Below are 23,099 nucleotides of genomic sequence, written 5' to 3'. Positions count from 1 at the left end.
CTGTCGTCACTGACAACCCCACACGCCAGATAAACAAAAGGCACCTCCGAAGAGGTGCCTTTTTATTTCGCTGTGGGCGTTGATGTTATCAACGCTTCCACGCTTAGCTATCGTCGTTCAGACCCGCGTTCAGTAGCGCAGCAAGATCTTGCGAAGCTTGCTCTGCATCGACCTGAGGGGCTACTGGCTGCTCTGGCTCGGCACGTTTTGCTTGACGGTCTTTGTGATACGCGAAGCCGGTACCGGCTGGGATCAGACGACCCACAATCACGTTCTCTTTCAGTCCACGCAAGTCATCACGCTTACCTGCCACGGCTGCTTCAGTCAGCACGCGCGTGGTTTCCTGGAACGATGCCGCTGAGATGAATGACTCAGTCGCCAACGAGGCTTTGGTGATACCCAGCAGATCACGACCAAAGGTCGCCGGCTGCTTGCCTTCCGCTTCGAGATCACGGTTAGCAATCATCACACGTGAGTATTCCACCTGCTCGCCTTCCAAGAACTCCGTATCACCGGCAGACTTAATGGTCACTTTACGCAGCATCTGACGCACGATGGTCTCGATGTGCTTATCGTTGATCTTAACACCCTGCAGACGGTAAACGTCTTGGACTTCGTTAGTGATGTATTCTGCTACCGCGTGAATACCACGCAAACGCAGAATGTCGTGTGGTGATTCAGGACCGTCTGCGATCACATCACCTTTCTCGACTTTTTCACCTTCGAATACGTTGAGCTGACGCCATTTTGGAATCATCTCTTCGTAAGCTTTACCCTCTTCTGGCGTGATAATCAGGCGGCGCTTACCTTTGGTTTCTTTACCGAAGGAAACAGTACCTGTGATCTCTGCCAAGATAGCAGGCTCTTTTGGCTTACGTGCTTCAAACAGGTCAGCAACACGTGGTAGACCACCAGTGATATCCTTGGTACCGCCGCTTTCTTGCGGGATACGAGCAAGGGTGTCACCAATACCAACGCTTGCGCCGTCGTCCAGTTGAACGATCGCTTTACCAGGCAAGAAGTACTGAACTGGCATATCAGTGCCAGGTACCATCACATCGTTGCCTTGTGCATCCACCAACTTCACCGCAGGACGCTTGTCTTTACCGGATGATGGGCGCTCAGAGGCATCCATAACCACGATAGAAGACAGACCCGTGAGCTCGTCCGTTTGACGCTGCATAGTCGCACCATCAATCATATCCACGAAGCGAAGGCTACCTTCTACCTCAGTGATGATTGGCATGGTGTGTGGGTCCCAGTTAGCTACCACGTCGCCGGCTTCAACGGCTTCGCCGTCTTGCTTGCTCAGCATGGCACCGTAAGGGACTTTGTAGCTCTCTTTGGTACGGCCAAACTCATCCACAATGGTCATCTCTGACGCACGCGAGGTAATCACTAGCTTACCGTCGCTATTGGTCACAGATTTCACATTGTGCAGGTGCATAGAACCTTTGTTCTTCACCTGGATGTTGTTTTCTGCTGCTGCACGCGATGCCGCACCACCGATGTGGAAGGTACGCATGGTCAGCTGTGTGCCTGGCTCACCGATAGACTGTGCGGCGATAACACCCACAGACTCGCCGTGGTTAACCAAGTGACCACGTGCCAAGTCACGGCCGTAACAGTTCGCACAACAACCAAAGTCAGTTTCACAGGTCACGACAGAGCGCACTTTTACCTTGTCGACAGAGTGATGCTCAAGAATGTCACACCATTTCTCGTCCAACAGGGTGTTACGTGGCGCCAGCACTTCTTCTGTGCCCGGCTTAAGCACATCTTCAGCCACCACACGACCCAGCACACGCTCACGCAGGGCTTCTTTTACGTCCCCACCTTCGATAACCGCCATCATGTGGATACCACCTTCGGTACCACAATCGGTTTCGGTCACCACCACGTCTTGGGCAACGTCAACCAGGCGACGCGTCAGGTAGCCTGAGTTCGCTGTCTTCAGTGCGGTATCGGCGAGACCCTTACGCGCACCGTGCGTAGAGATAAAGTACTGCAGTACGTTCAGACCTTCACGGAAGTTCGCGGTGATTGGCGTTTCGATGATAGAGCCATCTGGCTTCGCCATCAGACCACGCATACCCGCCAGCTGACGGATCTGTGCGGCAGAACCACGCGCCCCGGAATCGGCCATCATATATACGCTGTTGAACGAGCTTTGCGTCTCTTCTTCACCGTCACGGTTAATCACTGTCTCATTAGACAGGTTATCCATCATGGCTTTCGCGACTTGCTCGTTCGCCGCCGCCCAAATATCGATCACTTTGTTATAGCGCTCACCAGCGGTCACCAGACCCGACTGGAATTGCTCTTGGATTTCCGCAACTTCGCTTTCAGCCGCTTCAATCAGATCGTATTTCGCTTGTGGGATCACCATATCGTCGATGCCGACAGAGGTGCCCGATAGCGCGGAATAGGCAAAACCTGTGTACATGATTTGGTCAGCAAAGATAACCGTATCTTTCAGACCCAGCTTACGGTAGCACGTGTTGAGCAAATTAGAGATTTGCTTTTTGCCTAGCGGCTGGTTAACCAACTCGTAGGGCAGGCCGTCTGGAACAATAGTCCACAGCATGGCACGACCGACGGTGGTATCGACGAGCGCTTCTTTCTCGGTGCGTGCACCCATCTCATCGATATCGATTTGCTTGATGCGCACTTTTACACGACTATGCAGTTCAGCATGACCGGTACGGTAAACTTTTTCAGCTTCGCCTGGGCCTGCCAGGTACATGCCTTCGCCTTTGCCGTTCACCTTCTCACGGGTCATGTAGTAAAGACCCAGTACCACGTCCTGAGACGGTACAATGATAGGATCACCCGATGCTGGCGAAAGAATGTTGTTGGTTGACATCATCAACGCACGCGCTTCGAGCTGGGCTTCCAGCGTCAGCGGTACGTGAACCGCCATCTGGTCACCATCGAAGTCGGCGTTATAGGCCGCACACACCAATGGGTGTAGCTGAATCGCCTTACCTTCGATAAGCACAGGTTCAAACGCTTGGATACCCAAACGGTGAAGTGTTGGTGCACGGTTTAGCAGGACAGGGTGTTCACGGATGACTTCATCCAAGATATCCCATACCACGGCTTCTTCGCGCTCAACCATCTTCTTGGCCGCTTTGATGGTGGTCGCTAGACCACGAGTCTCAAGCTTGCCGTAGATAAACGGTTTAAACAGCTCTAGTGCCATTTTCTTTGGCAGACCACACTGATGCAGGCGCAAGTATGGACCCACGGTAATCACCGAACGGCCAGAGTAATCAACACGTTTACCCAGCAGGTTCTGACGGAAACGACCCTGCTTACCTTTGATCATGTCAGCCAGCGATTTCAGCGGACGCTTATTCGAACCGGTGATCGCACGACCACGACGGCCGTTATCCAGCATAGCATCCACAGACTCTTGCAGCATGCGCTTTTCGTTGCGCACGATGATGTCTGGGGCAGCAAGATCAAGCAGGCGCTTCAAACGGTTGTTACGGTTGATCACGCGGCGATACAGGTCGTTAAGATCTGACGTCGCAAAGCGACCACCATCCAACGGTACCAATGGACGCAGATCCGGCGGCAGCACAGGCAGCACGGTCAGGATCATCCACTCAGGGTTGTTACCTGATTGCAAGAAGGATTCAACCAGCTTCAAACGCTTGGTGATCTTCTTACGCTTGGTCTCAGAGTTGGTCTCTTCGAGCTGCTCACGCATTTGTTCTGTCTCAACCGACAGATCCATGTTCGCCAGCAGTGCTTTGACTGCTTCAGCGCCCATGCGCGCGTCAAATTCGTCGCCCCACTCTTCGAGTGCGTCTAGATATTGTTCTTCAGACATCATCTGACCACGCTCGAGGTTGGTCATGCCTGGTTCAATAACAATGTACGACTCAAAGTAGAGCACGCGCTCGATGTCACGCAGTGGCATGTCCATCAGCAAGCCGATGCGCGATGGCAGCGACTTCAGGAACCAAATGTGGGCAACAGGAGAAGCCAGCTCAATGTGACCCATACGCTCACGGCGTACTTTGGTCTGAGTAACTTCAACGCCACATTTTTCACAAATGACGCCGCGGTGCTTGAGGCGCTTGTACTTACCGCAAAGACACTCATAGTCTTTGACCGGGCCAAAGATACGTGCACAGAACAAACCGTCACGTTCAGGCTTAAAGGTACGGTAGTTAATGGTTTCTGGCTTTTTCACTTCACCAAACGACCATGAACGAATCATGTCAGGTGAGGCAAGACCGATCTTGATTGAATCAAATTCTTCGGTCTTATGTTGTGCTTTCAGAAACTTAAGTAAGTCTTTCACAATCGGCTCCTGTGAGGAGTTGACCCATAAAGGCGCTGACCGGCAGCGCCTTCATATTCTTACCGGAGAGAGTAGCGCGTGGCTTACTCGTCTTCCAGCTCGATGTTGATACCCAACGAGCGGATTTCTTTCAGCAATACGTTGAAAGATTCCGGCATGCCCGGCTCCATACGATGGTCGCCATCAACGATGTTTTTATACATCTTGGTACGGCCATTAACGTCATCCGACTTCACGGTGAGCATTTCTTGCAGGGTATAGGCAGCACCGTATGCTTCCAGTGCCCATACTTCCATCTCACCGAAGCGCTGACCACCGAACTGTGCCTTACCACCCAGCGGCTGCTGAGTGACCAAGCTGTAAGAGCCTGTTGAACGGGCGTGCATCTTATCGTCAACAAGGTGGTTGAGTTTCAGCATGTACATGTAACCCACGGTTACTGGACGCTCAAACTTCTCACCCGTGCGGCCATCGTAAAGGTCAAGCTGACCTGACTCTGGCAAATCACCCAGTTTCAATAGCTCTTTGACAACCGGCTCAGGCGCACCATCAAAGACAGGAGACGCGGTTGGCAGACCATCACGCAGGTTATTGATCAACGTGCGAACTTCCTCGTCAGTCAGTTTACTGATGTCCACTTCCTGACGGGTCTCACCCAGATCATAGACCTTCTGCAAGAACTCACGGAATTTCGCCAGTTCCTGCTGCTCTTTGAGCATGCGATTGATCTTGTCACCAATACCTTTCGCCGCCAGACCCAAGTGCGTTTCTAGGATCTGACCGATGTTCATCCGCGAAGGAACACCCAGTGGGTTCAGCACTAAGTCAACAGGCTCGCCTGACTCGTCGTAAGGCATATCTTCGATCGGGTTGATCTTAGAGATAACACCTTTGTTACCGTGACGACCGGCCATCTTATCGCCTGGCTGAATGCGACGTTTCACCGCAAGGTAGACTTTAACAATCTTCAACACGCCTGGGGCAAGGTCATCACCTTGAGTGATCTTGCGACGCTTGGTGTCGAATTTCTTATCAAAGTCGGCTTTGATTTCGTCGTATTGCTCAGCCAATTGCTCAAGCTGGGTTTGCTGTGCTTCATCATCCAGCGTTTGCGTCAACATGGTCTGACGATCCATGCCGTCGAGCTGGTTGTCGGTATAACCGGCTTGAGAAAGCAGTGTGCGAACACGCGCCATCAGACCGCCTTCAAGGATAGAGAACTCCTCGGTCAGGTCTTTCTTGGCTTCTTTCAACTGCATTTCTTCGATTTCGAGTGCACGCTTGTCTTTCTCTACGCCATCGCGAGTAAAGACTTGTACATCGATAACCGTACCAGACACACCATTCGGTACACGCAGTGACGAGTCTTTCACGTCAGACGCTTTTTCACCGAAAATGGCACGCAGCAGCTTCTCTTCTGGTGTCAGTTGTGTTTCGCCTTTTGGCGTCACTTTGCCGACCATGATATCGCCGCCTTTCACTTCGGCACCGATATACACAACACCTGACTCATCCAGCTTAGACAGCGCAGCTTCACCCACGTTTGGAATATCCGCGGTGATTTCTTCGCTACCCAGCTTGGTGTCACGCGCCACACAAGACAGCTCTTGAATGTGGATAGTGGTCAAACGGTCTTCCTGAGCAACACGCTCAGAAATAAGGATGGAATCCTCAAAGTTGTAACCGTTCCACGGCATAAACGCGATACGCATGTTCTGACCCAGTGCCAGCTCGCCCAAGTCAGTCGATGGGCCGTCAGCCAGTACATCACCTTTTGCCACTTCGTGGCCCGGCATCACTGTTGGACGCTGGTTAATACAGGTGTTCTGGTTAGAACGTGTGTATTTGATCAAGCTGTAGATGTCGATACCGGCTTCGCCTGGTACCAGTTCATCTTCATTCACTTTCACTACGATACGTGAGGCGTCAACGGACTGAATGGTACCGCCACGTTTTGCTACCGCGGTAACACCCGAGTCAACGGCGACGTTACGCTCGATACCCGTACCAACCAGCGGCTTTTGCGCACGCAATGTTGGCACGGCCTGACGTTGCATGTTCGCGCCCATCAAGGCACGGTTCGCATCGTCATGCTCGAGGAACGGGATCAGAGAAGCAGCCACCGATACGACTTGGTTGGTCGCAACGTCCATGTACTGGACATGGTCTCGTGGGTGCAAGCCTGATTCGCCTGTCTTACGGGCCGTGATCAGTTCGTCAGTGAATGAGCCATCTTCATTTAACGCGGCGTTTGCCTGCGCAATGACGTAGTGACCTTCTTCAATCGCTGATAAGTAATCGATTTGATCCGTCACTTTACCGTCAACGACTTTCCGGTAAGGTGTTTCGAGGAAGCCATAAGCGTTGCAACGCGCAAACGCAGACAGTGAGTTAATCAGACCGATGTTCGGCCCTTCCGGTGTTTCGATCGGACAAAGACGACCGTAGTGCGTCGCATGAACGTCACGCACTTCAAAGCCGGCGCGCTCACGCGTCAGACCACCTGGACCCAAGGCAGAGATACGACGCTTATGCGTCACCTCAGACAATGGGTTGTTTTGGTCCATAAACTGTGACAGCTGCGAAGAACCAAAGAACTCTTTCACTGCCGCAGAGATAGGCTTGGCGTTAATCAAGTCTTGTGGCATCACGTTATCGAGATCGCCCAAGCTCAAACGCTCTTTAACGGCACGCTCTACACGTACCAAACCAACACGGAACTGGTTTTCTGCCATTTCACCCACAGAGCGAATACGGCGGTTACCCAGGTGATCAATATCGTCCACTTCACCAATACCGTTACGGATATGGATAAGTTTACGCATCACCTCGATGATGTCTTCTTTGCTCAGTACGCCAGGCCCGGTGAGGTCGTCACGACCCAACGAGCTGTTGAACTTCATACGACCAACAGATGATAAATCATAGCGGTCATCTGAGAAGAACAGGCTCTCAAACAGTTGCTCGGCTGCTTCACGCGTTGGCGGCTCGCCAGGACGCATCATGCGATAGATTTCGACTAGCGCCGTGAGACGATCCGTGGTGTTGTCGATACGCAAGGTATCGGACATGTACGGGCCATGGTCCAGGTCATTGGTAAACAGGGTTTCGATACGTTTGTGACCTGCTTGCGACAACTGCGCCAGTGTCTCCAGGCTGACCTCTTGGTTAGCCGAGACAATCACTTCACCTGTGTCCTGATTGACATACTCACGCGCAGAAATCTTGCCCGCAATGTACTCAACTGGCACTTCGATGTGATCAACGTTATCTTTCGTCAACTGACGGATATGACGTGCAGTGATTCGACGACCCTGCTCCACGTAGACTTTACCGTCCGCTTCGATATCAAAGCTGGCGGTTTCGCCACGTAGACGCTCAGGCACCAGTTCCATCACCAGAGACTTGCCTTTTACTTCGAAAACAACTTTTTCGAAGAACAGGTCTAGGATCTCTTCAGTGGTGTATTCCAGCGCACGCAGAATAATCGAAGCTGGCAGCTTACGACGACGATCGATACGAACGTATACGATATCCTTAGGATCGAATTCGAAATCCAACCATGAACCACGGTATGGGATCACGCGTGCGTTATATAGCACTTTTCCTGAGGAATGGGTTTTACCCTTATCGCTGTCGAAAAAGACGCCCGGACTACGGTGCAGCTGGGATACGATAACCCTCTCAGTACCATTGATGACAAAGGTACCATTTTCAGTCATGAGCGGTATTTCGCCCATATAGACTTCTTGTTCTTTGATGTCTTTAACGGTACCAGCCGGGGCATCCTTATCAAACATCACCAAGCGCAGTTTGACGCGCAGTGGGGCCGAATAGGTTACGCCGCGAATTTGGCATTCTTTGACATCGAAAACTGGCTCACCGAGACGATAGCTAACGTATTGCAGCTCGGAATTGCCGTTGTAGCTCTGAATTGGAAAGACAGAGCGAAAGGCAGCTTCAAGACCGTATTGCCCTTCTGGATCCTGCTCGATAAAGTTCTTAAAAGATTCAAGCTGGATCGACAGCAAGTATGGCACGTCCAGAACTTGCGGACGCTTACCAAAATCCTTACGGATACGCTTTTTCTCGGTATAAGAGTAAACCATAGGGTTCCTCAGCTCGCTGATAAGTGACCCAAACTGTCCAGTACAAGGGACAGTGACTAAACAACCACCGTTTAGTGTAGGAAAATCAAAGCGCTTGCTTTGATTTTTTTTGCATGGTCAGCAGTGATAAAACGGGGTGAAAATTTCACTACTGCCCTACAGCGCAAAAAGGCCGGTGGCTTTTTAGCCACCAGCCAATGCCTTTTCAGGCTAGGAAATTAAGTATAAATTACTTAACTTCAACAGAAGCACCAGCTTCTTCTAGCTGAGCTTTAAGCGCGTCAGCTTCTTCTTTCTCAACACCTTCTTTCAGAGGTGCAGGCGCGCCGTCAACAAGCGCTTTCGCTTCTTTCAGGCCTAGACCAGTTGCGCCACGTACCGCTTTGATAACGGCTACTTTGTTCGCACCCGCTTCAGTTAGGATAACGTCAAATTCGGTTTGCTCTTCAGCCGCGCCGCCTTCAGCAGCACCGCCAGCAACAACGGCTGCTGCCGCTGATACGCCGAATTTTTCTTCCATAGCTTCGATAAGCTCAACAACTTGCATTACAGACATGTCTGCAATTGCGTCTAGGATTTGCTCGTTAGTGATAGACATAACAATTCTCTTTAAAGTCAACAATAAAAGGATTAAGCAACCAAATTAAACGGGCGATTAGGCCGCGTCTTTTTGATCGCGAACAGCGGCGATAGTACGAACCAGCTTGCCGGCAGAAGCTTCTTTCAAGCCCATCATTAGGCGTGCAATTGCTTCGTCGTACGTTGGCAGTGTCGCCAGTACCTCTGGGTCAGTGATCGCGCCTTCGAATGCAGCAGATTTAACCTCAAACTCTTTGTTTTCTTTTGCGAAGTCTTTGAAAAGACGCGCAGCGGCACCTGGGTGCTCGTTAGAAAACGCAATCAGAGTTGGGCCAACAAAAGTGTCTTGCAGACACTCATACTCAGTGCCTTCAACTGCACGGCGAGCCAGTGTGTTACGCACAACTTTCATGTAAACGCCCGCTTCACGCGCTTGTTTACGTAGAGAAGTCATTGCGTCAACGGCAACACCGCGAGAATCAGCAACTACTGCAGACAGGGCTCCACTGGCAGCTTCGTTGACTTCAGCAACAATTGCTTTTTTGTCTTGAAGGTTTAAAGCCATTTGGATTTGCTCCTGGATTGTTTAACACCACTCTCTACAGCCTTGCAGAGAGAGCTTGTACGGTGCAGATCCAAGAAAGACGAGAAATCTATCATGTTCTGGCACCGTCTACGTAGGAAATATTAAGTTCGTAATGAACGCCTACGGTCTTGGACGAAGTTTGCCGTGGCAAACTCAGCCATAAAATTGTCAAGCGAGAGAGTATAAACTACTCACTCGCTTGTCGCAATTAGTTAACGCTTGCTTCCAAAGAGTTCTGGTCTAGAGAAACACCAGCACCCATGGTTGTTGAAAGGCTAACTTTCTTGATGTAAGTACCTTTAGCTGAAGTTGGCTTCGCCTTCTTCAGTGCCACCAACAGCGCTTCCAGGTTTTCTTTCAGGCTGTCTGCGTCAAAGTCAACTTTACCGATGGTGGTATGAACGATGCCGTTCTTGTCGTTACGGTAACGAACCTGACCTGCTTTCGCGTTTTTAACCGCTTCAGCAACGTTAGGCGTGACAGTACCCACTTTCGGGTTTGGCATCAGGCCACGTGGGCCTAGGATGGTACCTAGCTGGCCAACAACGCGCATTGCGTCTGGTGAAGCGACGACGACGTCAAAGTTCATTTCGCCTTTCTTCACTTGCTCAGCAAGATCTTCCATACCTACGATATCAGCACCCGCTTCTTTCGCCGCGTCAGCGTTCGCACCTTGTGTGAACACAGCAACACGGATGTCACGGCCTGTACCGTTAGGCAGTACAGTCGCGCCACGAACGTTTTGGTCTGATTTACGAGCATCGATGCCAAGGTTGACAGAAACATCAACACTTTCAACGAATTTTGCAGTCGCCAGTTCCTTCAGTAGAGCAACGGCTTCGTTGATGTCGTACTCTTTGGTCACATCAACTTTTTCGCGGATTACGCGCATGCGCTTAGTCATTTTAGCCATTGTCTTAACCCTCTACGTTCAGGCCCATTGAACGGGCAGTACCCGCAATGGAGCGTTTCATCGCTTCGATGTCCGCACCGGTCATGTCTGCCGCTTTGGTTTCTGCGATCTCTTGGATCTGCGCGTCAGTCACGGTACCCACTTTTTCAGTGTTCGGACGACCTGAACCAGATTTCACGCCTGCTGCTTTCTTAAGAAGAATCGCGGCTGGCGGAGTCTTGGTTACGAAGGTGAAAGAACGGTCACTGTATACAGTGATAACAACTGGAGTTGGTAGACCTTTCTCGATAGATTCGGTCTTCGCGTTAAACGCTTTACAGAACTCCATGATGTTCACACCGTGTTGACCCAGAGCAGGACCAACCGGTGGCGATGGGTTAGCTGCACCCGCTGCAACTTGCAGCTTGATGTAAGCTTCTACTTTCTTTGCCATTATTCAATTACCTTATTTTGGGTACTAACGTCTATCTTGCGATAAACTCCCCGTTTAACAAAAGGGCGCGAAATTATAGTCAAATTTCGCGCCCTTGCCAACCATTAGCGGTGCTTTTTTGATCAGGTTTTTTCTACCTGACCGAATTCCAGCTCAACAGGGGTCGCACGGCCGAATATAGACACCGAGACTTTAAGGCGGTTCTTATCGTAGTCAACTTGCTCTACGACACCATTAAAGTCTGCAAACGGTCCTTCGGTCACACGCACCACTTCGCCCGCTTCAAACACGGTTTTATGAACCGGAGACTCGCTCGCTTTTTCTAAGCGATTGAGAATAGAGTCCGCTTCTTTATCAGAAATAGGTGCTGGGCGATCTGAGGTGCCACCAATGAAACCCATCACACGTGGCACACCACGTACCAAGTGCCAAGATTCATCGTTCATCACCATTTGGACGAGCACATAACCTGGGAAGAATTTACGCTCGCTCTTGCGACGTTGTCCCTGGCGCATTTCAACCACTTCTTCGGTTGGCACCAAGACTTCCCCGAAATAGTCTTCCATTTCGTGCATTTTGATATGTTCGCGCAGTGACTGCGCAACACGGCTTTCAAAACCAGAGAAAGCCTGGACCACATACCAACGTTTTTTGGGAGCTTCGCTCATGTACTTTTACCTCACACGCCAGTGATTAGGCGGACTAGACGGACCATGATTCCGTCAACGCCCCACAAGATGAGCGCCATAACAACAGTAACAGCCAGAACGATGAGAGAAGTCTGTAAAGTCTCTTGGCGGGTTGGCCAAATCACTTTACGCACTTCCATACGCGATTCGCGTGCAAACGTGATCGCAGCTTTTCCTTTCATCGTGAGTGCAGCGACACCACCGGCAGCGGCAACCAATACCACCACGGCAGCAGCTCGCACTACCACAGACACGTCACTGTACAGGCTATTCCCTATCACGGCTGCGGCCAATAGGACAAAAACAACACCCCATTTAAGGATGTCCATCGAACCGGATTGGGTCTCAGCGTTCGCTTTCATACATTCTACCTGTAACAAGTCTACATAGACGGCAGTGCCTTTTCAGCCATCCACAATCAGTGTTTGGCAAAGGCGCATGGTGACCATAACGTCTCAATCAAGCACGATACGATCACTAAACTCTGCGCTTGCTAACGACTGCTGGCTAAATTCACACCAATAGGAGCGTCAAACGCAGAAAAAGGGCATCAAATGATGCCCTTTTTACTAGTGTTTCGTCAAATCATTATTCAATGATGTTAGCAACAACACCAGCGCCTACAGTACGGCCACCTTCACGGATAGCGAAACGTAGGCCTTCGTCCATCGCGATAGGTGCGATGAGCGTAACAACCATCTTGATGTTGTCACCAGGCATTACCATCTCAACGCCTTCTGGCAGCTCGATAGTACCGGTTACGTCAGTCGTACGGAAGTAGAACTGTGGACGATAGCCTTTGAAGAACGGCGTATGACGGCCACCTTCGTCTTTGCCCAGTACGTATACTTCTGACTCGAACTTGGTGTGCGGAGTGATTGAACCAGGCTTCGCCAGTACTTGACCACGCTCTACTTCGTCACGCTTAGTACCACGCAGAAGAACACCAACGTTCTCACCCGCACGGCCTTCGTCTAGAAGCTTACGGAACATTTCAACACCCGTACAAGTGGTCTTGGTGGTGTCTTTCATGCCCACGATTTCAACGTCGTCACCCACAGTGATGATGCCTTGCTCAACACGACCAGTGACTACGGTACCACGGCCTTGGATTGAGAAGACGTCTTCGATTGGCAGGATGAACGGCTTGTCGATCGCACGCTCTGGCTCTGGGATGTAAGAATCCAGCGCTTCAGATAGCTCAACGATCTTTTGCTCCCACTGCTCTTCACCGTTCAGGGCACCCAGCGCTGAACCTTGGATTACTGGGCAGTCGTCACCTGGGAAGTCGTACTCTGAAAGTAGTTCACGTACTTCCATTTCAACCAGCTCAAGCAGCTCTTCGTCATCAACCATGTCACATTTGTTCATGAACACGATGATGTTTGGAATACCAACCTGACGGCCAAGTAGGATGTGCTCACGCGTCTGTGGCATTGGGCCATCAGTTGCTGCTACAACCAGGATACCACCGTCCATCTGCGCCGCACCGGTGATCATGTTTTTCACATAGTCAGCGTGTCCTGGGCAGTCAACGTGTGCGTAGTGACGGTTTGGCGTATCGTACTCAACGTGAGACGTTGCGATGGTGATACCACGATCACGCTCTTCTGGTGCGTTATCGATTGACGCGAAGTCACGAGCAGCACCGCCGTGTRCTTTTGCAAGTACCGTACAGATAGCTGCGGTCAGCGTAGTTTTACCATGGTCAACGTGGCCAATAGTACCAACGTTAACGTGCGTTTTCGTACGTTCAAATTTTTCTTTAGACATGACAGTCCCTCTAAGCACGGTATTTCGGTGGCATTACGACCACACAACCAACAATCAGGTTTGTTGAGTATATATCAAACGGCTTGAAGTTACCTTGGAGAGGATGGTGCTGATAGGCAGATTTGAACTGCCGACCTCACCCTTACCAAGGGTGCGCTCTACCGACTGAGCTATATCAGCACTCTAAAAAGAGTGGAGCGGGCAGCGGGAATCGAACCCGCATCATCAGCTTGGAAGGCTGAGGTAATAGCCATTATACGATGCCCGCAATCGTTACTCGTAGAGCTATTCAAACAATTTGAAAATGGTGGTGGAAGAAGGATTCGAACCTTCGAAGGCTGAGCCGTCAGATTTACAGTCTGATCCCTTTGACCGCTCGGGAATTCCACCTAAATTTTGGTGCCGGCTGCCGGAATCGAACTGGCGACCTACTGATTACAAGTCAGTTGCTCTACCAACTGAGCTAAGCCGGCGACAAGTGCTGCGCATTCTATGCCATGGATTTGAGGGGTGCAATAGGGAATTTTAAAAAAATGGGTGATTTTTTCGTCTTTTGCGCATTTTTTCGCGTGATTGTTGCGAAAATAACCAGCCCGCCCACTCAACGCCAATCGTCGGCGCTTTTCCTTCCCTTTCGTTTGCGGTATCGTCAACCTCTTTACTGGCTTAAGGCACATGGATCATGAATGCAACGCTAACGCCTTATTTGTCGTTCGAGCGTCAACAATGGGCTGAACTGAGGGATGCAGTGCCCATGACGCTCACCGAAGATGACATTGACCGCTTGCGCGGCCTTAACGAGCATTTGTCGATGGATGAGGTGCGCGATATTTATCTTCCTCTATCCCGGCTGCTTAATCTCTATGTGAAAGCGCGCAAAAGCCGGACGGAAGTGCTAGACGAGTTTTTATCCCAGCCCGTCTCAAATCATGTGCCCTATGTCATTGGCATCGCGGGCAGCGTCGCCGTGGGGAAAAGTACCACCGCACGTCTTTTAAAAGCCCTGCTGACACGGTGGCCAGATCATCCTAAAGTTGCACTCGTGACCACTGACGGCTTTTTATACCCCAACGCCGAGCTTGAGTCGCGTGGCATTATGCATAAAAAAGGGTTTCCGCAATCTTATGACATGCGCAAGCTGGTTGAGTTTGTGGCCGACGTCAAATCAGGAAAAGACTGCGTCACCGCGCCGATTTATTCTCACTTGGTGTACGACATCACTCCTGACGTGCAAAAAGTGGAGAAACCCGACATATTGATCCTCGAAGGGCTCAACGTCCTGCAAAGTGGCATGGATTACCCGCATGACCCACATCATGTGTTTATTTCCGACTTTCTCGACTTTTCTATCTATGTCGACGCCGAACCAGAGTTACTAAAGCATTGGTATATTGAGCGCTTTATGAAGTTCCGCCGAGGTGCCTTTCTCGATCCACAGGCTTACTTTCATCACTACACGCGGCTATCGGTCGACGAAGCCACTCAAAAGGCGGCGACCATCTGGGATGACATTAACGGGAAAAACTTATCGGAAAACATTTTACCCACCCGTGAGCGCGCCAGTTTAATCCTAGAAAAAGGTGCCAACCACTCTGTTCAACGCATCCGTGTGCGCAAATAGTCCTTACAATCGCCGAGATTAGTCATCGCGTCTTAGAGAAATCTCTCCACCTAAATAAGGCGTGATGTCACCCTCAACGTCAAGTAATAAGGCACCGTGTTCGTCGATACCGCGCTCAATACCGCGGACTTCCCGCTCTCCCATGAGTAGTTTGACGGGGCGATCAATAAAGTTATCCAACTTGGGCCAGTCGGCCATGATGCTCGATAGCCCATGTTGCTCATAGTCAATCAGTGCTTCTTTTAAACGCTCAATCAAGGTTGCCGCCAATGTATTGCGCGATGGCATTGGATGGCAAGCGTCCGCTAATCGAGCCCAAGGCTGATCGATGCTGTCACGCAAATGCGCCCCCATACCAATATTCAACCCCATGCCGATCACAAGGTGAGCCGCATCGCCCGTTTGCCCCGTCATTTCCACTAAGATGCCAGCGAGCTTTTGATCCTGAAAATACAGGTCGTTGGGCCATTTCACCTTCACACCTGGCGCGCCTAGTTCATGGAGTGCTTTGGTGATCGCCACACCAACCACTAGGCTCAGTCCCATCGCCGCCGCAGGGCCGGCATCTAAACGCCAATACATCGACAAATACAAGTTACTGCCAAAAGGCGACTGCCACGCGCGACCACGGCGACCCCGTCCTTGCTGCTGATATTCAGCCAAGCAAACACTGCCTGACGCAAGTTGTCCAACACGTTCCATCAAGTACTGATTGGTCGAATCAATGACCGGGATCACGGATAAAGCGGGCACATCGGTATGCTCACTGAGCCAGACGTCATCGAGCAACTCAATCGGTTGTGATAAGCAATAGCCTTTGCCCTGCACCCGATAGATATCCAGTCCCCACGATTGCAACACTTTGATATGTTTGCTGACCGCCGCTCGGCTCATGCCTAGCGCATCGCCTAGCATTTCGCCAGAGTGGAACTCACCATCGGATAAACGATCGATAAGGGTAAGCCTTGCGGTATGTGCACTGCTCATTGTGCCTCCAAGCTGGTTTCGCCCTTGGCGCCCATAAAGCGCACCTCATGGTGCAAGGTCACACCAAACCGCGCCTTGACTTCGTCGACCACCTGCTTTGCTAACTGAATGACGTCTTGGCTGGTTGCATGATTAGCGTTGGTCAGCACTAAGGCTTGTTTTGGATGTACACGCGCGCCTCCCACTTGCTTGCCTTTCAAACCACATTGGTCAATCAGCCAGCCTGCGGCGAGCTTCTTTTTCCCCTCTCCGGCAAAGTACATGGGTATCTCGGGATAACAGGTTTGCAAGGTTTGCGCCTGGTGTGCATCAATCACTGGGTTTTTGAAAAAGCTTCCCGCATTGCCACACTCACGGGGATCAGGGAGCTTGGCTTGGCGAATCGCACAGACCGCGTCAAAAATGGTTTGCGCTGATACCCGCTCTGGATCGAGATCCGCCAGCGCACCATATTTGAGCACGGGCTGCCACGTCTTCGCTAATCGCAACCCCACTTGCGTAATCACCCACCCTGTCATCGCGTCGGTTTTAAATATCGAGTCGCGATAGCCAAATTGGCAGGCTGCTCGGGTCAAACGACGTGTTTGCTGAGTCAATGGATTGACGATATCGACATACGCGCACCGCTCGCAAAACTCGACACCGTAAGCACCAATGTTTTGAATCGGCGCCGCACCAACACAGCCAGGAATAAGCGCGAGGTTTTCCAGCCCAGGGAACCCATTATCAATGCTCCAAGCGACTAAGTTATGCCAGGATTCTCCAGCCCCTACATGCAATACCCAGTGGTCGCCCTCATCATCGACTGATATACCAGCCAGGCGATTAAGCACCACCACGCCCTGAAAGTCTTGGCAAAAAAGCAGGTTGCTGCCTTCTCCCACCACTAGCTTAGGAAGCGTCAGATCGTCAGCATGCTGCCAAATCGCATATAAATCCTCCACGGTGTGCGCTTCCACGATCGCATGAGCGTGGGCGGGGAGACCAAAGGTGTGATGGGGTGTCAAGGACACATCAGATAACCACTTCATCAATGCATTACGCTGTCAGAAAAAATCATGGATAGGTATACTACCTGTCCTGCTCGTATTGCGCATCTATTAGGCTATGGATAATTACCACATTCACCCACTCGAGCCGTTACGGTTTCCTCTCGTGGCACGATTCTATAAAACCTACTATCCACCGGGTAAACCGAAAAAAGATGAACATATCTGGGTGGTGGATGGACCCAGCGGCTTATGTGGTGCGGTCCGCTTTCAACAACGTCAAAATTACCAATTACTCACTGGCATGTTGCTGCACCCACACTTGCGCGGGTCGGGGCTAAGTCATCGACTACTCGACGCCGTCCAGCCCGTATTGGCGCATCGTCCAAGCTTTTGCTTGGCATTTCGACCATTGACCGCTTTATACGTGCAACACGGTTTCAGCAGTGTGGACACGCCAGCCCTGCCAGAGGAATTGGCGGCACGCTACCAAAGCTACTGTCATAGCGGTAAAGACTTAGTCGCGATGCAATACGCACCTAAAGCGTGACATTTACAACAAAGCCACCGCGCAGTCATCCGTGACTTGACCTAATTTCTGGTATAATTCAGGGTTTAGCATCAAACCGCTCGACTCTGGCCGTCGAACAACAAGAGGTAACAATGGATTCAGCGAACGCAAACCGGCAGCTTATCGACCGTCTGCCCACCATTGCGCACCAGCCAGAAAATCTCGAAACCTTATTAGATGCCGTCTCGTTTAGAGAGCGCTTGCTTAGTGAAATAAAAAAGGCGAAATCCAGGATTTACCTCGTCGCCTTGTATCTGCAGGATGATGAGGCTGGACGTAGCGTGCTTGATGCACTGTATGAAGCGAAACAGGCCAATCCTGATCTGGATATCAAGGTATTAGTCGATTGGCATCGCGCGCAAAGAGGCTTGATCGGGGCAGAGCAATCTGACGGCAATGCGGGATTATATCGCGCCTATGCTGAGCGTTACCCGCACAAAATAGAGGTACTCGGCGTACCAGTCAGAAACCGAGAGGTGTTTGGCGTGCTGCACCTAAAAGGCTTTGTGTTTGATGACACAGTGCTCTACAGCGGTGCAAGCTTAAACGATGTTTATTTAGCGCAACATAATAGATATCGATACGACCGCTATCATGTGCTCGACAATAAAGCGCTTGCCGACACCATGGCAGACTTTATTGTTAATACCCTAACGGCGGATAGTGCGGTCAATTGCCTCACCTCGCCAGATCGGCCAAATAGCAAAGCACTTAAGCCTAGCATTCGTGAGTTTCGAACTCAGCTGCAGCGTGCGAGTTATCGCTACGATAATGAGCCTCTCCGTGAGGATCAAGTCGGGCTAACTCCTATGGTCGGATTGGGTAAACGTAAGAACAAGCTCAATCGCTATATCTGCCATCTAATTGCGAGCGCGCAAAAAGAGTTGGTGATTTGCACCCCTTACTTTAATCCGCCACGCAGTGTGGTCAGAGAAATCCGCCGTGCACTACGCCGAGGTGTGACAGTGAGCATCATTGTTGGCGATAAAACCGCCAATGACTTTTACTCGCCGCCAGAAGCGCCCTTTAAGACCATTTCGGCACTCCCCTACCTGTATGAAGTCAACCTACGTAACTTTGCGCGCCGTAACGAAGCAGCCATTGCCAAACGCCAGTTAAACATCCATATTTGGAAGCATGATGACAACAGTTTTCACTTAAAAGGAATCTGGGTCGATCGCCAATACATGTTGCTGACGGGCAATAACCTGAATCCACGCGCATGGAAGCTAGACTTAGAAAACGCTATCTTGATCCATGATAAGCATCAGCAACTCGAAGCGCAGAAACAGCAAGAAGTAGATAAGATACTGGCACACACTCAGTTGGTCGGCAGCTATAAACAGATCGAAAAAATGGAGGACTATCCCGTCCCGGTCAAACGTCTGCTCAAGCGGATTAAGCGGGTTAAGGCCGATCATTTACTCAATCAAATACTCTAGGTGATGATGCGATGAAACAAGCCAAAATTGCCGCGATTGACGTTGATGCACAATGCACATTCACACCGCTTTGTCCTGATGAGCTGCCTGTGCCTGAGGGCGACACCATCGGGCCAGCTCTGAATCAGCAAGCGGCATTGGCTGACCTACGCGTACTCACCAAAGATGCACACCCCACCAATGCTGTCTGGGTGGTTGATAAACCTGCTGATATGTTGCAGCCCTTAGCACATAAGAATGCTGATCTAACTTGGGTCAAGCATGCTGTGCCCGGCACCAAAGGATTTGAAACCATCGATGGCTTGCCCCCGGTCACCGAATACGACTATGTGGTTTGGAAAGGTATTGAGCCTGATCTTCACCCCTACGGTGCATGCTTTCATGATATTGAAGAAAAACTCAGCACGGGCTTGATTGAATGGCTACACAGCCAAGAAGTAGAAACCGTGGTTGTCGGTGGCTTAGCTACCGATTACTGCGTCAAAACCACGGCTATCCAATTGAAAAAGCGCGGCCGTTTTGACGTCATTGTCAACCTTGCCGCGTGTCGTGGTATTAACCCCGACACGGTATCGTCGGCTTGTGACGAAATGGTCGCCGTCGGTATTCGACTCGTGGATAGTCAAATCGCGTTAAGCTGCTTACTTCCGCGTTAATTTGTATCGCAGTGGATCATCAATTTCCGCTGCGATCTTCCTCGCTATTTTAACGAAAATCATAGCCCGCACACATCAATAAGTTTGAGTCTTTAGACATAAATGCATTTTGACTAACAAGATTACTAGGCTTGTTAACCACTATCCTCTACTGTCTTGTTAACTATTTTCACAATAAAAAATAAGTTTGGAGGATAGCATGCTCAAACCTACCGCACTGGGTCTCCTGATCGGCGCGTCATTGTGTAGCACCGCTTGGGCGATGCCTGCATCGCAGCTTGATGCACTCGGAAACGGCCTCGATGTCCAATACCAAGTCATTGATAATAAGCAAGATGACTGGCGTTCATTTATGGGTAACGTCGCCTTTACCAACCAAAGCACTCAGACACTGCCTAAAACAGGCTGGGCGATTTATTTCAGTCACATCCGCATGATCAATTCGATCGATACCGATCAACTTAAAGTCTCACACGTCAATGGGGATCTCTTCAAACTCGAGCCCACGGACAGCTTTGTTCCGCTCGCCCCTGGTGATCAATTAGTCGTCGGCTTTAATGCCTCTGACTGGCAAGTCGCAAAATCCGATATCATGCCAAACTGGTATTTAGCGTCCGACGGTGAAGCTGGCATGCATACCGCATTGATTACCAGTACCAGTAACCACAAAAATGGCCAAGTGCCCACCAAGCCGGATGATGAGCTCGCCTTTGTCGGTGACTTTGACACGCCCGCACAGTGGAAGCGCTACGGCGGTGCACTCACCGACCATTATGACCCGTTCACGGCCGAACAGCGCTATGCGCGCAATGCTGATCTGTCGTTGGTCAATACCCAAGGGCACGTGCTACCCACCCCTGCCAGTCGCATTGAGAAAAATGGCCATGTCATCCTCGATAGCGAGTGGACCGTGGTCTACGACAATGGCTATCAAGCGCAAGCACAATGGCTTGCCGATCAACTTGGCATTTCAGCCACCGACTGGGCACCTACCAACCAAAAAGTTATTCATGTGGGCTGGGGAAAAGTCAGCCTGAATGGAAGCGACCAGTGGCATGAAGCGTATCGCTTAGATGTACAACCTGAGCAGCAGCGTATTGACATCGATGCCCCTGATCAAGCGGGAGCCCTATATGCTGCGCAAAGCCTGCTGCAACTCAAAACCGGCGACGCACTCAAGGCGGTGACGCTAACTGACGCACCACGCTTTGCTTACCGAGGCCTGTCTGTCGATGCGGCGCGAAACTTCCGCAGCAAAGAAGCCATCTTTAAGTTACTCGATCAGATGGCCGCTTTGAAACTCAACAAACTGCATCTACGCCTCAGTGATGATGAAGCATGGCGTATTGAGATCCCAGCGCTGCCAGAACTGGCGGACGTCGGTAGCAAACGCTGTCATGATTTGTCGGAAACCCGCTGCGTGTTGCCCTTCTTAGGTGCAGGGCCTGACGGCACAGAAGCATCCAATGGGTATTACACCACGGAAGATTATCAAGCGATCTTGCGTAAAGCAGAGGCGCTCAATATCACCGTCATTCCAGAAGTAGATATGCCAGGTCACGCGCACGCGGCCATCAAAGCGATGGAAGCGCGTTACCACAAGTACATGGCACAAGGTGATGAAGCCAAAGCGAAAGAATATTTGCTCACGGACTTTGAAGACGACACACAATACCTCTCTGTGCAGATGTTTACCGACAACGCGATAAATGTCTGTATGGAATCCAGTTATCGCTTCGTCGATACGGTGGTTGCCGCGCTCGTCGACGCGCATCGAGACATACAGCCGCTCGATACATTTCACTTTGGCGGTGATGAAATTGCCGGTGCCTGGAAAGAGTCGCCCGTCTGTCAGTCCTTTATTGCAGATAACGATGCAGGTGTGAACAGTGTTGACGATCTGAGTCAGTACTTTGTTGAGCGTATTTCGCACATTACCCAACGTCATCAGCTCGATCTCGGTGGTTGGGAAGATGGCCTCATGCACAACAATAAAGTCTATCCACGCGCACAACTTGCCAATGAGCACGTCTATGGCAACGCGTGGCAAAATATCTGGGAGTGGGGCGTTGCCGATCGCGCCTATAATCTCGCCAACAATGGCTATGGCGTTATCTATAACCAAGCCACACATCTCTATTTTGACCACCCCTATGAACCAGACCCAAGTGAGCGTGGCTATTATTGGGCACCCCGTTTTACCGATACCCGTAAGACGTTTAGCTTTATGCCCGATGATCTCTACGCTAACGCAGATGCAAAGCGCAACGGTGCACCTATCACCAAACAGGAAGTACTAGACGCTGCCACCGTGAAAACACTGACGCGTCCAGACAATGTGCTTGGTTTACAGGCATCTATTTGGAGCGAAACTATTCGCTCCGATGGCCAATTTGAATCCATGACCTTCCCTCGCCTCTTCGCCATGGCTGAGCGAGCTTGGCACCGTGCCGAATGGGAAGCAAGCACTCAAACCGGACAAGAGGCGAATCAAACCAAGCGCAACATTGATTACAACCTCTTTGCTAATCAGTTAGCGAACTACTGGTTCCCACAACTAGAGCAACAGGGTGTGGGCTTCCGCTTACCCGTTCCGGGTGGAGTGATAGAAAGTGGTATATTGAAAGCGAACTCGCCATTCCCTGGACTCACCATTGAGTACTCAACCGATAATGGTGCAAGCTGGCAGACCTATGATGCGGCGAACGCTCCTCACGTCACTGCACCAGTGCAGCTGCGTACCATTTCAGGTGATCGAGTAAGTCGAGTCAGTAAAATTCAATAATCAAGCTATTACACAGCTTAGAAAAAACAAAGCCCCGTCGACAAGACGGGGCTTTTTATTGGATAGATGGAAAAGGAAAAGACATCTACTCGGCAGGCAGTTTAAAGCAAAGCGCACAGGGCTAATACACCCTCAAGATACAAAAAAGCCCCGACCGTGAGGTCAGGGCTTGGTGTTTTCTCATCAAAGTCTTACATCTATTTGCTTTGATGCTTAAATTGCGAGCTATGCGCAGTGAGTTTTGAAGCGAGACGCACAGTGTATGCCAATACATGAGCATCGCATCTATCAAAAATCGCAAGCAATAGGCGCAATTTATAATCAAAGCCTGGCGATGTCCTACTCTCACATGGGGAGACCCCACACTACCATCGGCGCTGCTTCGTTTCACTACTGAGTTCGGCATGGAGTCAGGTGGGTCCAAAGCGCTATGGTCGCCAAGCAAATTCGGTAATCTAGAAAGCTGTTCGTTCTCGCCACAATCAACTGGCTTTATTCGAGTCCAACCCAAAACCTCTTGGGTGTTGTATGGTTAAGCCTCACGGGCAATTAGTACAGGTTAGCTCAACGCCTCACAGCGCTTACACACCCTGCCTATCAACGTTCTAGTCTAGAACAACCCTTTAGAGAGCTCGAAGCTCTAGGGAT

General features: G+C 50.7%; 16 protein-coding genes, 4 tRNA genes and 2 rRNA genes. 5 read left to right on the top strand and 17 right to left on the bottom strand.

Going from position 1 to position 23,099, the window contains the following annotated elements; genetic code table 11:
- Nucleotides 1-103: 103 nt before the first annotated feature.
- The 13 genes from rpoC to BZG23_RS14515 form a co-directional block, all read right to left on the bottom strand.
- Nucleotides 104-4,318 (bottom strand): DNA-directed RNA polymerase subunit beta', encoded by a 4,215-nt coding sequence (rpoC, locus tag BZG23_RS14575; protein WP_046074514.1) that lies wholly within the window; start codon nucleotides 4,316-4,318, stop codon nucleotides 104-106.
- Between the two features lie 83 nt (nucleotides 4,319-4,401).
- A complete protein-coding gene (gene rpoB / locus BZG23_RS14570; RefSeq protein WP_046074513.1) occupies nucleotides 4,402-8,427 on the bottom strand; it encodes a DNA-directed RNA polymerase subunit beta in 4,026 nt (1,341 codons plus the stop codon).
- Nucleotides 8,428-8,656: 229 nt separating this feature from the next.
- Complete coding sequence (gene rplL / locus BZG23_RS14565) at nucleotides 8,657-9,025, bottom strand: 50S ribosomal protein L7/L12 (RefSeq protein WP_046074512.1); 369 nt, start codon at nucleotides 9,023-9,025, stop codon at nucleotides 8,657-8,659.
- A gap of 57 nt (nucleotides 9,026-9,082) precedes the next feature.
- A complete protein-coding gene (rplJ, locus tag BZG23_RS14560) occupies nucleotides 9,083-9,571 on the bottom strand; it encodes a 50S ribosomal protein L10 (protein ID WP_046074511.1) in 489 nt (162 codons plus the stop codon).
- Between the two features lie 229 nt (nucleotides 9,572-9,800).
- Nucleotides 9,801-10,505 carry a 50S ribosomal protein L1 gene (gene rplA / locus BZG23_RS14555; RefSeq protein ID WP_046074510.1) on the bottom strand — a complete coding sequence of 235 codons (705 nt, stop codon included), beginning with the start codon at nucleotides 10,503-10,505 and terminating at the stop codon, nucleotides 9,801-9,803.
- Between the two features lie 4 nt (nucleotides 10,506-10,509).
- A complete protein-coding gene (gene rplK, locus BZG23_RS14550; protein WP_046074509.1) occupies nucleotides 10,510-10,938 on the bottom strand; it encodes a 50S ribosomal protein L11 in 429 nt (142 codons plus the stop codon).
- A 122-nt stretch (nucleotides 10,939-11,060) separates the two neighbouring features.
- Nucleotides 11,061-11,606 (bottom strand): transcription termination/antitermination protein NusG, encoded by a 546-nt coding sequence (gene nusG, locus BZG23_RS14545; RefSeq protein WP_025744447.1) that lies wholly within the window; start codon nucleotides 11,604-11,606, stop codon nucleotides 11,061-11,063.
- A gap of 11 nt (nucleotides 11,607-11,617) precedes the next feature.
- The gene (secE, locus tag BZG23_RS14540) at nucleotides 11,618-11,989 is read right to left on the bottom strand and encodes a preprotein translocase subunit SecE (RefSeq protein WP_025674747.1); all 372 of its coding nucleotides are present in this window, start codon (nucleotides 11,987-11,989) and stop codon (nucleotides 11,618-11,620) included.
- A 226-nt stretch (nucleotides 11,990-12,215) separates the two neighbouring features.
- Nucleotides 12,216-13,400 carry an elongation factor Tu gene (tuf, locus tag BZG23_RS14535; protein WP_077607341.1) on the bottom strand — a complete coding sequence of 395 codons (1,185 nt, stop codon included), beginning with the start codon at nucleotides 13,398-13,400 and terminating at the stop codon, nucleotides 12,216-12,218.
- Between the two features lie 104 nt (nucleotides 13,401-13,504).
- Nucleotides 13,505-13,580, bottom strand: a tRNA-Thr gene (locus BZG23_RS14530).
- A gap of 13 nt (nucleotides 13,581-13,593) precedes the next feature.
- Nucleotides 13,594-13,668, bottom strand: a tRNA-Gly gene (locus tag BZG23_RS14525).
- A gap of 37 nt (nucleotides 13,669-13,705) precedes the next feature.
- A tRNA-Tyr gene (locus tag BZG23_RS14520) sits at nucleotides 13,706-13,790 on the bottom strand.
- Nucleotides 13,791-13,797: 7 nt separating this feature from the next.
- Nucleotides 13,798-13,873 (bottom strand) — tRNA-Thr (locus BZG23_RS14515).
- A gap of 209 nt (nucleotides 13,874-14,082) precedes the next feature.
- Here BZG23_RS14515 and coaA point away from each other — a divergent pair.
- Complete coding sequence (coaA, locus tag BZG23_RS14510) at nucleotides 14,083-15,021, top strand: type I pantothenate kinase (protein ID WP_077579423.1); 939 nt, start codon at nucleotides 14,083-14,085, stop codon at nucleotides 15,019-15,021.
- Nucleotides 15,022-15,039: 18 nt separating this feature from the next.
- Here coaA and birA read toward each other — a convergent pair whose 3' ends face one another.
- Both birA and murB read right to left on the bottom strand, forming a co-directional pair.
- Nucleotides 15,040-16,008, bottom strand: coding sequence for a bifunctional biotin--[acetyl-CoA-carboxylase] ligase/biotin operon repressor BirA (gene birA, locus BZG23_RS14505; protein WP_077607340.1), 969 nt, complete (start codon nucleotides 16,006-16,008; stop codon nucleotides 15,040-15,042).
- Nucleotides 16,005-17,039 carry a UDP-N-acetylmuramate dehydrogenase gene (gene murB / locus BZG23_RS14500; protein ID WP_077607339.1) on the bottom strand — a complete coding sequence of 345 codons (1,035 nt, stop codon included), beginning with the start codon at nucleotides 17,037-17,039 and terminating at the stop codon, nucleotides 16,005-16,007. The genes birA and murB overlap by 4 nt, the downstream gene beginning before the upstream one ends.
- A gap of 76 nt (nucleotides 17,040-17,115) precedes the next feature.
- On the opposite strand from murB, the gene BZG23_RS14495 reads away from it, so the two are divergent.
- The 4 genes from BZG23_RS14495 to BZG23_RS14480 all read left to right on the top strand — a co-directional run bounded on the left by BZG23_RS14495 (nucleotide 17,116) and on the right by BZG23_RS14480 (nucleotide 22,451).
- A complete protein-coding gene (locus tag BZG23_RS14495; protein ID WP_077607338.1) occupies nucleotides 17,116-17,547 on the top strand; it encodes a GNAT family N-acetyltransferase in 432 nt (143 codons plus the stop codon).
- Nucleotides 17,548-17,660: 113 nt separating this feature from the next.
- A complete protein-coding gene (gene pssA, locus BZG23_RS14490; RefSeq protein WP_046074503.1) occupies nucleotides 17,661-19,010 on the top strand; it encodes a CDP-diacylglycerol--serine O-phosphatidyltransferase in 1,350 nt (449 codons plus the stop codon).
- A gap of 11 nt (nucleotides 19,011-19,021) precedes the next feature.
- Entirely contained in the window at nucleotides 19,022-19,666 is a 645-nt protein-coding gene (locus tag BZG23_RS14485; RefSeq protein WP_077607337.1) for a nicotinamidase, read from the top strand.
- Between the two features lie 199 nt (nucleotides 19,667-19,865).
- Complete coding sequence (locus BZG23_RS14480) at nucleotides 19,866-22,451, top strand: family 20 glycosylhydrolase (RefSeq protein ID WP_077607336.1); 2,586 nt, start codon at nucleotides 19,866-19,868, stop codon at nucleotides 22,449-22,451.
- 326 nt (nucleotides 22,452-22,777) lie between these two features.
- Here the strand turns inward: BZG23_RS14480 and rrf are convergent.
- Nucleotides 22,778-22,893: ribosomal RNA gene (gene rrf / locus BZG23_RS14475) — 5S ribosomal RNA — on the bottom strand.
- Between the two features lie 86 nt (nucleotides 22,894-22,979).
- Nucleotides 22,980-23,099: ribosomal RNA gene (locus BZG23_RS14470) — 23S ribosomal RNA — on the bottom strand; the annotation flags it as partial.

The sequence above is a fragment of the Salinivibrio sp. ML290 genome (genome assembly GCF_001995695.1).
Taxonomy (GTDB): Bacteria; Pseudomonadota; Gammaproteobacteria; order Enterobacterales; family Vibrionaceae; genus Salinivibrio; species Salinivibrio siamensis.
The sequence above is the reverse complement of the archived record's forward strand: the minus strand, read 5'-3'. Positions and strand labels throughout refer to the sequence as shown.